The sequence below is a fragment of the Ferruginibacter profundus genome, from assembly GCF_054783275.1.
Genome location: NZ_BAAGQW010000001.1, coordinates 676,153 through 692,190, shown reverse-complemented (window position 1 = coordinate 692,190; position 16,038 = coordinate 676,153). Strand labels below are relative to the sequence as shown.

Annotated in this window: 9 protein-coding genes and 1 pseudogene; 6 read left to right on the top strand and 4 right to left on the bottom strand. The window is 37.3% G+C overall.

Going from position 1 to position 16,038, the window contains the following annotated elements:
- Positions 1 to 4 precede the first annotated feature (4 nt).
- The 6 genes and pseudogenes from ACYVM0_RS02670 to ACYVM0_RS02645 all read left to right on the top strand — a co-directional run bounded on the left by ACYVM0_RS02670 (position 5) and on the right by ACYVM0_RS02645 (position 7,221).
- On the top strand, positions 5 to 3,397 hold the full coding sequence (locus ACYVM0_RS02670; RefSeq protein ID WP_460552065.1) for a caspase family protein: 3,393 nt from the start codon (positions 5 to 7) through the stop codon (positions 3,395 to 3,397).
- Between the two features lie 325 nt (positions 3,398 to 3,722).
- Positions 3,723 to 3,944, top strand: a complete 222-nt coding sequence (locus ACYVM0_RS02665; protein ID WP_460552063.1) for a hypothetical protein — start codon at positions 3,723 to 3,725, stop codon at positions 3,942 to 3,944.
- Between the two features lie 560 nt (positions 3,945 to 4,504).
- On the top strand, positions 4,505 to 5,203 hold the full coding sequence (locus ACYVM0_RS02660) for a hypothetical protein (RefSeq protein WP_460552060.1): 699 nt from the start codon (positions 4,505 to 4,507) through the stop codon (positions 5,201 to 5,203).
- A 6-nt stretch (positions 5,204 to 5,209) separates the two neighbouring features.
- Complete coding sequence (locus tag ACYVM0_RS02655) at positions 5,210 to 5,707, top strand: hypothetical protein (RefSeq protein WP_460552057.1); 498 nt, start codon at positions 5,210 to 5,212, stop codon at positions 5,705 to 5,707.
- Between the two features lie 21 nt (positions 5,708 to 5,728).
- Positions 5,729 to 6,640, top strand: a pseudogene (locus ACYVM0_RS02650) (RHS repeat-associated core domain-containing protein); the annotation flags it as partial.
- Between the two features lie 32 nt (positions 6,641 to 6,672).
- Positions 6,673 to 7,221 carry a hypothetical protein gene (locus tag ACYVM0_RS02645; RefSeq protein WP_460552054.1) on the top strand — a complete coding sequence of 183 codons (549 nt, stop codon included), beginning with the start codon at positions 6,673 to 6,675 and terminating at the stop codon, positions 7,219 to 7,221.
- A 1,112-nt stretch (positions 7,222 to 8,333) separates the two neighbouring features.
- Here ACYVM0_RS02645 and ACYVM0_RS02640 read toward each other — a convergent pair.
- The 4 genes from ACYVM0_RS02640 to ACYVM0_RS02625 all read right to left on the bottom strand — a co-directional run bounded on the left by ACYVM0_RS02640 (position 8,334) and on the right by ACYVM0_RS02625 (position 16,035).
- A complete protein-coding gene (locus ACYVM0_RS02640; protein WP_460552052.1) occupies positions 8,334 to 8,888 on the bottom strand; it encodes a hypothetical protein in 555 nt (184 codons plus the stop codon).
- Positions 8,889 to 8,905: 17 nt separating this feature from the next.
- A complete protein-coding gene (locus ACYVM0_RS02635) occupies positions 8,906 to 10,690 on the bottom strand; it encodes an RHS repeat domain-containing protein (protein ID WP_460552049.1) in 1,785 nt (594 codons plus the stop codon).
- A 203-nt stretch (positions 10,691 to 10,893) separates the two neighbouring features.
- A complete protein-coding gene (locus ACYVM0_RS02630) occupies positions 10,894 to 11,466 on the bottom strand; it encodes a hypothetical protein (protein ID WP_460552047.1) in 573 nt (190 codons plus the stop codon).
- A 3-nt stretch (positions 11,467 to 11,469) separates the two neighbouring features.
- A complete protein-coding gene (locus ACYVM0_RS02625; protein WP_460552044.1) occupies positions 11,470 to 16,035 on the bottom strand; it encodes a DUF6443 domain-containing protein in 4,566 nt (1,521 codons plus the stop codon).
- Between the last annotated feature and the right edge of the window lie 3 nt (positions 16,036 to 16,038).

The following is a 16,038-nucleotide window of genomic DNA, read 5'->3' as shown; positions in this document are numbered from 1 at the left end:
AATTATGTCTAAACTTTTTTTTGTAATCATTTGCCTAACGCCTCTGTTTACTTTTTCACAATTCCCCAATCTCATGCTGCCATATGGGCATACGCAAAAAATAAACAATGCCTGCTTCAGTAAGGATGGAAAGAAAATTCTGACTTGTTCAGATGACAAAACGGTTAAAATATGGAATACAAGAACAGGAGGTTTATTATGCAACTTTGCAAACTTAAAGGGTATGGCAACTTCAGCAAGCTTTAGTCCTGATGGAAAAAAAATAATCATAGGCCAGGCAGAAATGGAAGGTGCGCATTATACTAACAGTATTGCTATATTAATTGATGTTGAAACTGGTAAAAGCATTTTGCAATTAAAGGGGCATAAAGACTTAATAAATTATGTTGAATTTAGTTCAGATGGAAAAAGGATTGTAAGTGCTGCGGGAGATGGAACGGTGATTGTGTGGAATGCCTATAACGGAGACTCAATTGCAATCTTTCATCACAAAGACTTGGTTAAGTCTGCTCATTTCAGCCACGACGGCAAAAAATTACTAACCGCATCACGTGATAATACTGCCAGGGTATGGGATATTGTTAAAAAAAAAGAACTTTTTGCACTGATTGGTCACTCTAATGTTGTAAGTTCTGCCGAATTTAGCCCAGACGAAAATAAAATAGTAACTGCATCTTTAGATAGCACTATAATCATTTGGGATGCCCGATCTGGCAAAGCATTGAATACTTTGAAGGGCCATACGGCATATTGCCGTATGGCAAATTTTAGCCCTGATGGAAAATATATAATCAGCGCTTCAGACGATGATATTCCTAAAATATGGGACGCAGATAATGGCCGCTTACTTTACAATTTAAATAAGGAAGGATACAGGGTTGATAAAAAAGAAAAAGCTGACGGCCAGGATTTTATTTCGGCCAAATTTAGCCCTGATAGTAAATATGCTGCTACCACATCCTATGATGGTTATATCAGAATATGGGATACTAAAAACGGGAAGCTTATTCATCGACTCGAGGGCCATAAAGGCTATATCAGTTCAATTAATTTCAGCTTTGATAGTTTATATCTTTTATCGTCTTCCTTTGATTTGAGCTGCAAACTTTGGGATCTAAATAGTGGAGAAAACATTCAGACATTTGAAGGCCATAGTAATATCACTAAATTTTGTTCTTTTAGTCCGGATGGGCAGTTTATTTTAGGCACTTCTTTCCAAACGGTAAAAGTATGGGACAGTGAATCCGGTAAATTATTATATGATTTAGATGGGAAAAACGGAATTATTTCATCTTCTCAATTCAGTACGGATGGACAATTCATAGCAACAGTATCAAATAATGGTCGTTTGAAAATCTGGAGTACATTTTTGAAAGAAATAATGTATGACGTTAATACTTATATTGATCACCCCTATTCTGTTTCATTCAGCTTAGACGGGAAATATGTAATTGTTGGAGGCTATAATGATTACGACCTATCACCATCCATTGGCGATTGGCAAAATAAGGATACTGCAAAAGAAAAGATGTACGGATTTGCAAAAGTGTACAGTTCTTATAGTAGCAAGAAGGTTGACTCTTTGGCATTTCCATATGCTGTCCTGTCGGCAAGCTTAGACAAGAATCAAAATTTATTGGTAGCTACGTATAATAGTGCGCTGAGTTACAATGCAGTTTCCGGCAAGCTTGAATTTGCACTACAGCATGATGATTTTATTTCAACAGCATCTTACAGTCCTGATGGGAAGTATATCGCAACTGCCTATTTTGGAAAAAATGCAATACTCTGGAATGCAAAAACAAGGGATTCTCTGCATTTATTAAGTGGCCATACTGGGGCTATCTACTCTGCAACTTTCAGCAACGACGGTGAGTATATTGTAACAGCATCTGAGGACAAAACAGCCAAAGTGTGGCAAACCTCAAATGGTAAATTGGTAGCTACTTTGAGTGGCCACGCTAACTATCTCAGCACTGCTTCATTTAGTCCGGATGGTAAAAAAGTGATCACAGCCTCGGATGATAATACTATAAAGGTTTGGAACACATTTACAGGAGATTTATTATTCACGTTAATATCGATAGACGAACATGATTTTTTAATATTAAATCCTAAAGGATATTATGCTGGTAGCAAGGAAAGTATTAAACAACTTCATTACGTAGATAATCATCTTAACTTTATTGGTTTTGAACAACTTGATCTTAAATATAACAGGCCCGACATTATATTACAGTCACTTGGGAATAAAAATAATTTATTGATTGATGCCTACCAGCAAACCTATCTAAATAGACTAGAAAGATATCACCTTAGCCCGAACTCTTTTACAGATAATACAACATTGCCTGAAGCCGAAATAATTAATAAAGAACTGATCAGTTACAATCAACACCAGCAGAATATCAAACTCCGGATACATGCCAGTTCATACAAATCTCCTTTGATTAATTTTAACTTATGGGTGAATGAAGTACCGCTGTTTGGATCAAGGGGGTTGCGAATTAACCGGCCGGGTAATAAACCTTATGACACCACAATAACAGTTCTATTGACGGATGGCAAAAATAAAATAGAAACCTCAGTTACAAATTCTAATGGTCTTGAAAACTACCGTTATCCACTATACGTAAACTATGCTCCTGTCATAACTCCTGCGTCAAAAATTTATTTTATTGGCATTGCAGTAAACAAATATGCTGATGCTCTTCACAATAATCTTAAATTCCCCTTAGATGATATTCGGTCTGTAATTACAGGCCTGCAAAATAAATCCGGGAATAGGTTCATAATTGATACTCTTTTCAACAATGATTTTAACGTAAGTAATCTGAAAAGGCTCAAAAAAAAATTATCAGTACTTGGGGTAAACGATAAAGTCATAATCGCATATTCGGGCCATGGTGCAATGGGCAAAGACGGGAAATATTATTTTCCAACTAGTACGATGACTACCATTGATTTTGCACATGTCGAGGGAAAGGCGATTTCCTATGAAGCTTTAGAGGAGCTACTGGATGTTGTTCCTGCCCGTAACAAATTGTTTCTTATAGATGCCTGTTACAGTGGTATTATTGATGCCCAGGCTAAATCATTTACTGACCTGAATACCACAACCAGTCAGATTATGGAAGAGCTCTTCAGTTATGTAGGCAGGGGAACAGGAGCAACTGTTATCTCCGCTTCTTCCGGGAATGCCGAATCTCAGGAATCCGCACAATTTAAACACGGATTTTTTACACAAGGTTTATTAAATGCGATTAAAAAATTTGAAACAATTACTGTTAGTAGATTGAAAGATTATATTTTAAGTGAGGTCCCAATTATTAGTAAAAACAAGCAACAGCCTACCATTAGAAGTGAAAACAGGGAGGCAAATTTTAAAATATGGTAAAGATTTAGGGATCAATCTCATTGGTTCCAGAACTAAGACCTATCCTCAATCTAAAGTATGTTTCGTGATACAAGGATGTTTTATTTTAGTCTATTTAACTTAACCTAATCAATGTTATTTAACAGCTTTAATGAAAAGCATAAAGAAGCGATTTTCCTTGCTTACTGGATTTCAAACAATTCCGCCGCCGCTCAGGGCTTAGCCGTCAGCATAAAATGCTAAGTGCAACAAAATAAAATGAGTCAGTCGTACCCCAACAACTATCTGCAGTTTTTTAATGCCACCATTATTGATTAAAAAAAACATTTACTATGCTTTCGTCGTTATGAGCAATCATTTTCATTTGATATGGTCGCACTCTTTTTCCTTTACACCTTCCGACATACAAACCTCCATGATGACGCATAATACCAAACAATTTAAAAGTCTGAATGCCCATGAAGATGCAGCAGCACTTGAAGCCTATAAAGCAAATAAATACGATCGTGATTACCAATACAGGGAATGGGAATCATTAAGTATTGAGTTGCTTCCGAAAGCCATTTAAATGAAAAAGCTGGAATACATCTATTACAACACTGTTAAAGTCGGCTTGCGTATACATCCTGAGGATTATTATTATTATTCATATTTATAAAATTATATTTTAATGAGATGGATAATCTTTGAATGCCTACAAATTAATTGGCAGACTAATTATTTTATGTGCCTGCAATGAATGGGAATGTAGCAGTTTTTATTGTCCGGGTATTTCTTGGATGTTAAAATTAACTTCTTTTTATCTTGTTGCTATTTCGGGTAATCGAAGGTCCATGCGCCGCTGGTTAAAATCCAGACAATTATCGAAGAAGCAGCGAAAAGCGGCATTACCAACGCCGGAGGAAGGGTAAGTTGTTTTTATTTTACTATGCTATGGCAATTTTGCAACCTCTTTTTAGTGCATCATCGCTGGTCGAAGACCAGGCGATGGCGATTACGGGTGTTAGAGTTCGCTTGCGGATATTTGGCGAGTACCTACAGCGGCGGAGCGGTTTAGAATGGACGGATTATGGAGCAAGAATGTTTGATGGGTAAATAGGAAGATGGTTTGTGCAAGATAATAAGTCGATGAAATACACAAGTTTTTCTCCTTACAATTATGCAATAAATAACCCAATTCGCTTTATTGATCCTGATGGTAATGAAATCATTGATAAGACTTTAGATACACGGATGAAAAAGATATTTAGTGACATGAGAAATACTACGGCTATGAAAAAAGCACTCAGCCCTTTTGAAGGTTCTAAAGCAAATTATTCACTTTATTCTAAAAGCTTAGGAGATCCTCAAATATGGGGTGACACACCACACGAACCAGGAACATTGAAATCATCGTATACAATTTTTAATTCACAGAATTCAGAAGGTCGAAAAGAAAAACTTGCTGTGTCACCAGATTATACATACAGCTATTCAGGTTCAGATATTGCACTTGCAGGTGTTGTAATTCACGAAGCCTTACATGCATTCATTTTAAATCAAAGAGGTGAAGGGGTAGCTGGATTTGAACAGGGAAGAAATGATCCTGAAGACCATGAATTAATAGCTACAAAATTTCGTGACCAAATTGTTTCTGCACTAACCGATTATAATCATAATACGAAATCAGGCTTTAGCAAGGAGCAAATTAATGTTTTAAGTTGGGCAGGATTACAAGATACAGAAGCATTTAAAAAAGAATATGATACCAAAGAGAAGCAAGCGGCATGGAAAACTGAATTTGATAAATTAGCATACAAAAGCACAGTTGAAAAAGATAAAAAATAAACCATTATGAAACAAGCTAAATTTATTTTGTTTATTTTATTTGTATTCTGTTTTTCAGATTTGCATAGTCAAAATGTATTTTATGAAACGTTAAAGAGCATGAATAAGAATTTGAAGTATGACATTGCAATTAAAAATTTTATTCCAGTTGATTCTTTTGATATCAGTAATTTGAAAATAAAAATATCTGAAAAAGAAATAAAAAAATGCTTTAGTTCTAAAGGGTATTATTTAGTCAAAGTTGGGGATTATATTGAGGATTCAGCTTTTTACAATCAAGCAATGGAGGTCTTTAATAAAATTAAACAAAACCTTCAGAAACAAAACAGTGGCAATTTCGTTAAGATCGACGCTAATTGTCAAAATTATTTGTCTATTTATAGCGATGCGAAAAAATGTGAAGAAATATTCAATACTCATATGCGAAACTCAATTTACATTGAAATTTCTAAAAGTAAAAAACCTATATATCGCTTGAGCAGGAGGCGAGATTGTTATCTGTAAGAGACTTATTATTATCCGTTTGGGTTAACAATGCAGGGGATTAGTAGTAAGGCGGCGGGGGGACTTACTAATCACTTTAAGTATAATGGAAAAGAAGAGCAGATACAAGAGTTTAGTGATGGTAGTAGTTTATTGGAATATGATTACGGGGCAAGATTTTATGATGACCAACTTGGACGATGGCAAATATTAGATCCATTAGCTGAGGTAAATAGAAGATCAACACCTTATAACTACGCGTTGAATAATCCGGTTCGTTTTATTGACCCTGATGGAATGGATGTCGTAGAAATTAATGGAGGTACGAAATTCACAGGTGCTGACGCTGTTTCTATTATTAAAACAACGCAATCTTGGGAAGAAAGAAGGAGTAAAAAAGATGGTGATAATTTTAAGAAGATTGAAGATCCAGAGGATCCAGAACATGTAAGGCTAAAAGTTGCAATGAACGCAATAACTGCGTTGTTTAATAATCCTCATGGATGGGATTATGGAGTGAAGAAAGATAATATTGGGGCGGGAAATGAAAAGTGTAATAAATTCGTTTATGATATGGCTAAAGCAGCAGGCGGAGATCCAGAAGCAATTTTTTCTTTTAGAAAAATGGGATTTTTTCCACCTAGCGCAGGTCAATGGGCTGATCCAGATTTTAGAATTCCCCATTGGAGGCCTTTGAAACCAGGCGAGGATCCTTCAAGTGGTGATGTTGTAGCTGAACAGGTCACAGGGCATGGAGCCACTGGGCATGTTGGGGTTGTTGCTAATTATGGCAATACAATAAGCGTTGCATTGTTAAGGATAGTTACTGGAAATCCTAAAGATAGAGGGGAGACACTTACAATGAACGATTTTGGTTTTAGACCTGATACAGATACAAGGGATATGGGGAAAAAATCGCATGTTCTATTTAGGCGATATGACCCAAGTTACTAGCTTTTATTGAATGACATTTATACTGAAAATTAATGAAAAAAAATACTTTTATCAAAATCATAATTTCTTTAATTTTTAACATAGGTATGTTTACTGGTTGTAATTCTGATTATCAAAAAAAAAACTTTGATGAATTAATGATAAAATCAGGAAAGAAAGAGTGGCGAACTATTGAGTTCAGTGAACAAATGTACAACGATACAGCTTTTACGGAAGTGTATAATCACAGTAAATTTTATTATTATGATGTGATCTCATTTCTCAAAACAGAGAAATTTGAAGATACTTTGAAATATTCTCCAGTTTGTATCACAAAGTGTATTTGGGCTATGCAAAATTTACCATTGAAACAGTACATTGGTTTTTGTGATACAATTTTCACATTGTTTAAAAGTGGAAAAATTGCAAATGTCGAAATGTTTGAAGCCATATCCCCCAATTTTGGGAGAAAATATATCTATAGAGATAATTACAAGAACGTTGACGTTGTTAATTTACTTAATAGAATAAAAAGCGACCAAAAAATTTCAAGTAATTTGAGAAATGAAGTTGACGAAATATTGGCAGGGAAGTATAAGTGATAAAGTACTAAAACAGTAAAGCCCCATTCGTAATTGCTAGTAAGCACGTAACAATGATCATTAGCCTTTTTCGCCGCCGTAGGGGTGTGTCACGAATGAAAAGAGTAGATAGTTCTTTTCAATGTTGAATAAAAGATGGTGGTAGGCCCACCCCATACGCTTTGCAGAGAGTGTTTGTAAACCACCTGAAGGTGCTGTATTCAAAAGATATGGTGCTGAACGTTCAGGTAAAGATGCTGTGTAAACAGTAACAGGTAAGTGTAAAGAAGCTGAACGAAAGTAAACCAGCTGATGAAGTGTCGAAACGGCTCCTTGTTGTTAAAAGTATCGGATTCCTACGTTTGATACGACTAACTATGGCGGATAATCTGTTTAGTGGCTGCAGAACAACCGGCATTAAGGTGGCAGGACCTTTACACAGGCTTTTATTTGGAACGTGAGAGACTTCCCTATTGATGTGCCAGCAGCATTGCAGGAAGCTTTTTTTAGAGCGACTGCTCAACAAAAGTTCTACTGTTCATACTGCAACTCAATCTCAACCAAGTTGGGAGAAGCAACAGGAAGCGTCGGACGAAGCCATAGTGACAATGAAGTTTCTGTAATGGAAATGGAGTGAAGGGCTTCGGTTATCTGGTCAAAAGTATTTTATCACAACCATTAAAACAATGGGAGGATTGTAAAAGAAAATGGCAAAGTCATAACCAATCAGTAAGCAGGTGGGTGGTGTACGACAGCTATCTTAAAGTTACCGAAAAAGATGGGGCAGCAGGTATTGACAGGCAAAGCATTGCGATGTTCAATGATAACCTTAGAGATAACCTGTACAAAATCTGGATATCCTTATTCCTCAGCAGCTCGCTTCTTTCCGCATGCTGTTTCCCATTCTTTTTGCAAAAACCCTTGCACAATAAGCATTCTAAAACCCCAGCACCACGTTTAGTACACCTATGTTCTTTTTGTTGCATTTCAGCCATTTTAAACCTCTAAAAATAAACGGGGTAGCTGTTAGCTACCCCGTTTATGATAAAAAACCAATTTACTTTTTTCTCAAAAATCCAATGCCAGTAATACCTTTATTCTTTCAGCACCACGTTTGGCACATTACCGAGTTTCTAATTGAGGTAACTATCTATATAAGCAGGTGTTATCAGTTTAATATAACCAGATTTGGGTAAATTATTTTTTTTAGGAGTCCAAAAAAGGGATTTATAAATATTTACATCTAAGAAAAATATGAAGAATCTACTGTGTAAATTTATTTCATTTACTTTTCCAGCTTTAATATTTTTTGTGTCAGTGAATATAGTCGATTCCTTATTTAATTTTTTGTCTTTATTAAGTTCCAGGGTGATCGGGTTTTGTTTACCAAGCTTTGACATTAAAAATTCAAATTTTATAGTTGGTACCAAAATAAATCCCTTTTGAAAATTAATGCTAGTAACACTAAAAGTTTTAAGACTGTCATTTGGATAAAAATATAAAATAAACTTTGGTGAATAGTCTTTAGATGTCTTATCGGTAAAAGAATAAAGTTTTCCATTCATTTCTACTGAAGCTATGATATAAATTGTACTATCAATATATACAGAAGAGGAATTATTACCATTTTGGCAAAACGCTACTCTTGAAATCATTATGGCTAACATCAATATTATTATTTTTTTCATTTGTCTTATTTTGAACTCTAATTGTTTTTAATTACTTCGCCTTCCAAATTAACAGGCTCACCATTTGCATCTGATATTTTAGAACTAGGTTGATCATATTTGTTTGCTTTTTTATCACTAGCTAATGCATACTTTTTGTTTCCTTTTACTGAAAGTTTATTTCCGCCATCTTGCATATTGGCATGTTTTAAAATTCCGATAATAGTTTTATCAGTGATTTTTAACTTTTCTGCTAATTTACCCATTGCATTATGGCTCACACCCAATGTATGTAAAATTTCGTGTTCGTCTAATTTAATACCATCCTCATTGGTTCTACGTTTAAATGTACTCTCATCAACAACCATGATAGTATTTCCACCAGAAGTTTCTCCATTTGCATGCTTTAGGAGCATTCCTAAATCACTAACTTCAAAAAGTCGATTTCCAATTGGATCATCATTTACCATACCATCATGGCCTTCATTATCGATTGCTTTTAAATCAAAATTAATCTTGTACTCGTCCCCTCCTTTTGTTTTGAACGAATAATCACCGCTTAATTTGTTAAGAGATTCTACAGCCGCTTTTGTTCTATCAAGGGAGTTTGTATTATTATTATTCGCATAATAATTGCCAGTAATTGTAATGGTTTTAGTTTTTGGGTCTACAATTATTCCAAAGTCTTTTCCATCTTTATCGACAAACAAAATTGGATTATTTGCTGAATATTGGTACGGTGAAAATTGAAAGTATTTATCCGAGAGTGGATCAGGATTCATCCATCTTCCTATTTGATTATCATACATCCTAGCTCCAAAGTCAGTCCAATCTAACCCAGTCCCATCGGAAAACTCTTTTGATTGTAATTCTTTACTGGCGAATTTAATCTTATTATTCAGCTTATCAGCTGCTTTACTTGATATCCCCTGCATTGTTAACCCAAACGGATAATAATGCGTTTCCTCTAAAATCTGCCCTCTGGTATGTATAACCTCTAAATTATCAAAGAACACATTGATATTACTCTCGTTGCTACAGTAAACATAAAGATAACCATTTTTGGGTACGTTAATATACTGCATAACGTGGTTTTTCAGGCCACCACCGGGGCCGCCGCTGCTGCCATGCCCTCCTGTTGCAGCATCTACATATACAGGATCAAACTGGCAACTTACTAAATTAAATTGCTCATCAAATAATATATAGCATACACCTGCTTTTACATTGTTGTAAGGATTGGTGTTGGAGGAATTAGTTATAAAGTTACTCAGCGGGGTTACTGTACCGGATGTATTGCTATTCAGTATAGAATAAGTACCACCATGCAACACCGCAGGATTGGCGGCGGCGCCTGTACCCAAAAAAGCAGTTATAAGATCTCCTGCATTAAACGCATTATTGGTTACCGTACCGCTTGCATATTCGTACCAGGATTTAGCCAGCAGATCCAGTTTATCACCCGCCATTACCTTTAATACCATACTAGGACCGGTTTTATTACTAGCTCCATTTAACTGGTACATCTTTTGGCTATTGGCAGTTGGCGAACCAAATGTATTGGGGTTGTTGGTACCGTTATCATTTATATAATTAGGGGCATTGGCTGGTTTAGCTACTACATAGGTGGAGGGGTTAGGTATATCGTAATAGGTTTTTTCCATTTCCAGGAGGCTGCCTGCGCCTGTACCTTCAAGCGTTGCGGTGGGGTAATGATCTACCTGCTGTTCATCAGTTAATACCATTCGTACATTACCCAAATGATCTTTTATCATGTAATCAAAGGCAAGGCCGGAAAACAAAAAAGGATGGCTTAATGCCACCCATTTTTAACAAAATTAAACTTTCTTTTTTTGAAACTCTTTATTGACGGGGGTTTTAAAAAATACTAACACGAATGAAACATTACCCTAATGACTGCCCGACATACCAACAACGGCGAGATCAGGCGATGGCGATCACAGGTGATAGCGTTGGCTTGCGGATGTTTTGCGAGTACCTACAGCGGCGAAGAGTTGAGGAAGAACTAGTAAAAATATTTTTGTTTGATCACGTTGAAGAATTCTATATAATTAATCTCACATTTATCAGGGACACCCAACCTATCTACAGAAATTAATTCTCCTCGGTCATAAATCATTAAGCTCAAATAAACACCGTGCAAGGAAGTCTCGACCTCCCCCTTTGTTTTGTCTAGGTCTTTAATTTTAAAATTTCCAATTAGTCGTCTTATTTCATTAATATCATTTTTATTATAACTGCTAAAAAAGGTTTGGTAAGAAACCGCTGAATCAGATTTAACTTCATTCGAAAGGAATTTAATATTCATCGCATTTGTGATTTTATGGTTGGCATAGACCGTATCATTTTTTTCTCTCACGCTATATAATTCCAGGTTTTGAAAAGGAGTAGAGTGATAAAAAATCATATAAAATGAATTTTCCTTGATTTCTGATCCAGTAGGTTCACCCATATTTTTTAGTAAAATATTATAAGGGATACTAACTGACATAACGTGAGTTGAATTACTATTTTGTTGACAGTTCCCTGTAAAAAAAGTAATTACAAATAAGAAAGTTAAAGTTTCAATTCTCTTCATTTTTTATTTTTTAAATTGACTGTAAAAAAATATTCCATTTCCAGGTGTCGGATATGCAGAACTTGAACCACTTGAATAAGTACTAAATCCCACTCTGGCAGCAATAAATAATGCTTGTTGGGATTTTGATCCAGTTGAAGCTCTATACAAAATGGGATTAAAATCTTGTAATTCCCATTGACCTCCTGCACCCATCTGTCTTGAACTGGGTATCGTCGTAGTGGATAAAGTTTTAAGGGCTCCCCCATATGTAGTTTTAGTTGGGTGAGAGTGTCCTGAGCCAAATAAGCTTGCTTGGATTGCATTGGTTAATACGTTGTCGACTTGCTTATCTGGATTATTTATGGTTCCTTCACTTGTTTTAATTCCATCTAACTGATGAAATTGAAGTTCCTTCGATTTAGTAGAAATGCTAGCAACAAAAAGAGCCTCACTACCATCTGTTAGAGAGTTTTTACTTCCATTTCTTGGGTCATTAATTATGTTTTGCAGGTCTCGGGCAGAGTTACTACCAAAAAAAGCTGTTGATTCCTGACGTACTTCCTTTTCTAGCTTTTTATAATTAACAACCGGTTCTCCTGCATGATCAATATCTGTACCCAAGGAAGTATTTTTCGCTTCCAGATCATAATATTTATCAACATCAATATAATGTATCTGATTTTTAGTCTTGCTATTTATAATGTCTAACTGATTTCCTAATAAATCATAAACCCAAGTAGTATCTCCCAACGGATCTGAGTATAATATGGGGTTATTATTCATTGTACTATAAACACTTGTCATATCCATTGTTTTTGGATCTATTTGCCAAAACCTTCCGATTTGCGGATCTAAATTACGATAGAAAGCATCACACATATTTAAATCAAAGTCATTATTCTGTTCAATACCATTAAACCTAGCTTTATTAGCAAGAGAACCTGCACTCTTTGATGAAATCCCCTGCATAGTTAATCCAAACGGGTAGTAGGTCGTTTCTTCCAGTATCTGCCCCCTGGTATGTATCACTTCTAAATTATCAAAGAACACATTGATATTACTCTCGTTGCTGCAGTACACATAAAGATAACCATTTTTGGGTACGTTTATATTCTGCAGCATGTGGTTTTTAAGCCCGCCATCGGGGCCGCCAGTTGCACCTTTAAACCCACCCAGTTTTATGTATACAGGGTCAAACTGGCAGCTTACCAAATTAAACTGCTCATCAAACAGTATATAACATACACCTGCTTTTACCCCATTGTACGGGTTGGTATTGGAGGAATTAGTTATAAAGTTATTAAGCGGAGTTACTGTGCCGGATGTATTGCTGTTTAATATAGAAGATGTACCACCATGCTGTACGGCAGCATTAGCTGCGCCACCTGTACCCAGGAAGGAAGTGATAATATCACCTGCATTAAAAGGGCTGTTAGTGGCATTGCTGCCTAAATACTGGTAATAAGATTTTGCCAGTATATCCAGCTTATCTCCTGCCATTACTTTTAACACCATGCCCATGCCGGTTTTGCTGGTGGCGGAGCTAAGGCGCATCATCTTTTGGCTGGTGGCTGAAGGGCTGCCAAAAGTGTTGGGATTGTTGGTGCCATTATCATTTACATAATCTAATAAATTTGAAGCTTCTGTTGGTAAAGGCGTAGGCTTATTAACTACGTTACCGGTATTAATATCATAAAAGGTTTGCTCCTGTGTTATTGCATTGGCTTCTAAGGTGGCCGTGGGGTAATGATCTACCTGTTGCTCATCGGTAAGCACTACACGTACATTGCCTAAATGGTCTTTTACCATATAGTCAAATGCAAACCCGGTAAGGGTATTGGGCGCAGCCGTATTGTTGTATGCTGCCCGTACCCGTCCTTCTTCGTGGCCGGTAAACTGTAATTTATCTGCATAACCAAGGGCATTGTATACTGTAGTATTGTTGTAGTTTTTACTTTCGTACACAAAGCCGGCTACATAATCGGTGGTGGTGGTAACAGTTACTGTATAAGGACTGCCGCCGGCGGTAACGCTTACATTGTTTTCAACCGTTGTTTTCCGTAATTTATTCCCTGCTGCATCGTAGGTGTAGGTAATATTACCCTTACCCGCTACTGTTATTACCGATGGCAGGTTAAGGTGGTTGTACGTGATGGCACCGCCGGTAAGCTGATCAACTCCTACACTGCCTGCCAGGTCTTTATTTCTATCAGTAATCATATTACCATTAACATCATAACCGTAATCAGTAATACTGCCACCACTGGTTGTATAGGCAGCTTCGGTAGTTATAGGTGATTTGATACCATATTGTATATGGTTGGCACTGGTTCTAAAGTCGCCCAGTTTGGTAGTGGCAAGATCTTTAAAATCAATTACGTTTTGCAGCTTGTTGGTGTTGGCGTAATAGGTGTAATGCAGGTTATCAATCTGTTCGCTGGCATTTATTTTTAAGCCCCATTGCTGCATTTGTTTTATGTTGCCGTTTTCGTCGTAAGCAGAATTATAATCTATACCGTCACCCATTTTCATGTTATAATTTACCAGGTAGTTATTCCAGCTGTAATCTGCATTGTTCTGTTTAAAGTCGGCCCTTAATAAACGGTTTACATTATCGTAAGTAAAATCGTACTGGCGGTTAACGCCATCACCTTTACTCTTCCATAAAGTGCCCGCAATATTGCCGTTGTATTGGGGATTATTGTAGTAAGTGCCTGCATTGGCTGCAGTGGTTTTATCGTAAGCCAGCTCCATACCAAAATAACTATTGGTATTGGTGCCTGCTATATAATCTTTGTTTACTCCCAACAGCCAGCCCCTGATATTGTAATCATAGTTCAGTTTTTCCAGCCCTGCATTGCTGTTAAACTCCGGGGCCAGTATTTTTCTTTTTAACTGGCCCAGGGCATCGTATTCATTTTTTACAATTATTTTTTCCGGGGTTTGTACACCGCCGGTTTGTATCAGTTGTTTTTTTACCTGCAGCAACCTGCCCAAGGGATCGTATTCTGTTTTGGTGATTGTTTTTATACTTGCGCTGGTGGCTGTTTTTTTATGTTCTGTTACACTCATTAAAGACTGGCCGCTAAAGTTGTATTGGGTGGTGGCAATATCTATGCCGCCGCTTATATTGTCGGTCTTGCTTTGTAAGGCACGGCCTCGGTCATCGCAAAAAATGCTGCTTACCAGTTTCTGGTTGGTGCCACTGTTTAAAATATAGGTAACCGTGCCCGTTACCATGCCTTTTGTTTTACTGCTTGCTGTAAGTGGTTGTGCGTATAAGCTGCCGCTGGTGCTGTAGAACAGGCCGTCGTTACTATTGTCTTTAGTGGCAAAACTGCTGCTATAACTGCTACCGGTAGCCCAGTTATAATTGTCGTAAAAACTAATGCTTAGTAACTGCGGGCTGCTGAGCGATGGAAAACTTACTGTAGTAGTATAGCCAATGCCGGTACCTGTGAGGCTTTCAAAAGTAGCCGGGCCCGAACCGGGCATCTGGCTGTTTACATAAGTCTGCATGGCCGCCTGGCCTGTAGTAGTAGTATTGTTATAAAACCCTGTAATTACCGGCCTGCCCAGGTAATCGTACTTTGTAAATATCCAGTTATTGCTGCTGCGTAAATTACCATCCTGTGTTAATACTAACCTGTCCCATTTATCGTATACCATAAATACTTCTGCAGCACCGGGTACTTTTTTAATACTCATGCGGTTACTGCCGTCGTATTCGTAACGGAAGCAGAGTTCGTTCATTACTGTTGTGCTTAATACCCAACTGTTATTTATAAGTTGCACTACAGCTTTAGGCGGTATTACCAGCCGCAGGTTGTTGTAAATATCGTAGATATAATAAGTACATAACCAGCCGGTATAACTTTCACCCACTGTATTGTCTACCTGTACTTTTTTCAGGATCACTTTACCCTCCTTGTCTTTATATTCCACTACCTGGTGACCTTGTTCGTCGGTGGTATGGGTTTCAACAAGCAGGCCATCTGCGTAAGGCTGGCTGCCAATACTATAACTACCGGCGCTGTTTACTATCCATATTTTTACATCATCCGCTGTTGTGTTATTTAAATATTGCATAGATGTGCCACGCCCTGATCCTACCCAGCTGTTACCTGCTGCATAAGATTTTACGGGGCGATTAAGAGGGCTTGCTTCCACATCACTGTTACTATAAAAATAATTTTCGCCCTGGCCCGATAGCTGGCTGTTGTAAAAAGCCGCCTGCTCTGTTATAGGGCTGGCCTTAAGTAAGCCATCTGTAGAGGCTGCAGTATAGGGCAGAAATTTCTGCACTTCCCTGCCAAATACATCGTATACATTGGTGCTTACCATATCGCCACTTACAGCAGATGCGGTTACCAGTGAGCCCTGCTTTACCACCGTTTGCAGGGGCCTGCCCAAGCCATCTACATAACCTGTTGTCTGCAGTACTTCTGTTACCGGCCTGGATGACATGGTGGTGGCATCAGTAATGGGTATACGGGCATCCCATGTACGTACATAGTTGAGGGCCTGTTGGGCATATACCTGCGAAGTAAATAATACCGCAGCAACAAAAAAGTATTTTTTCAGCATACT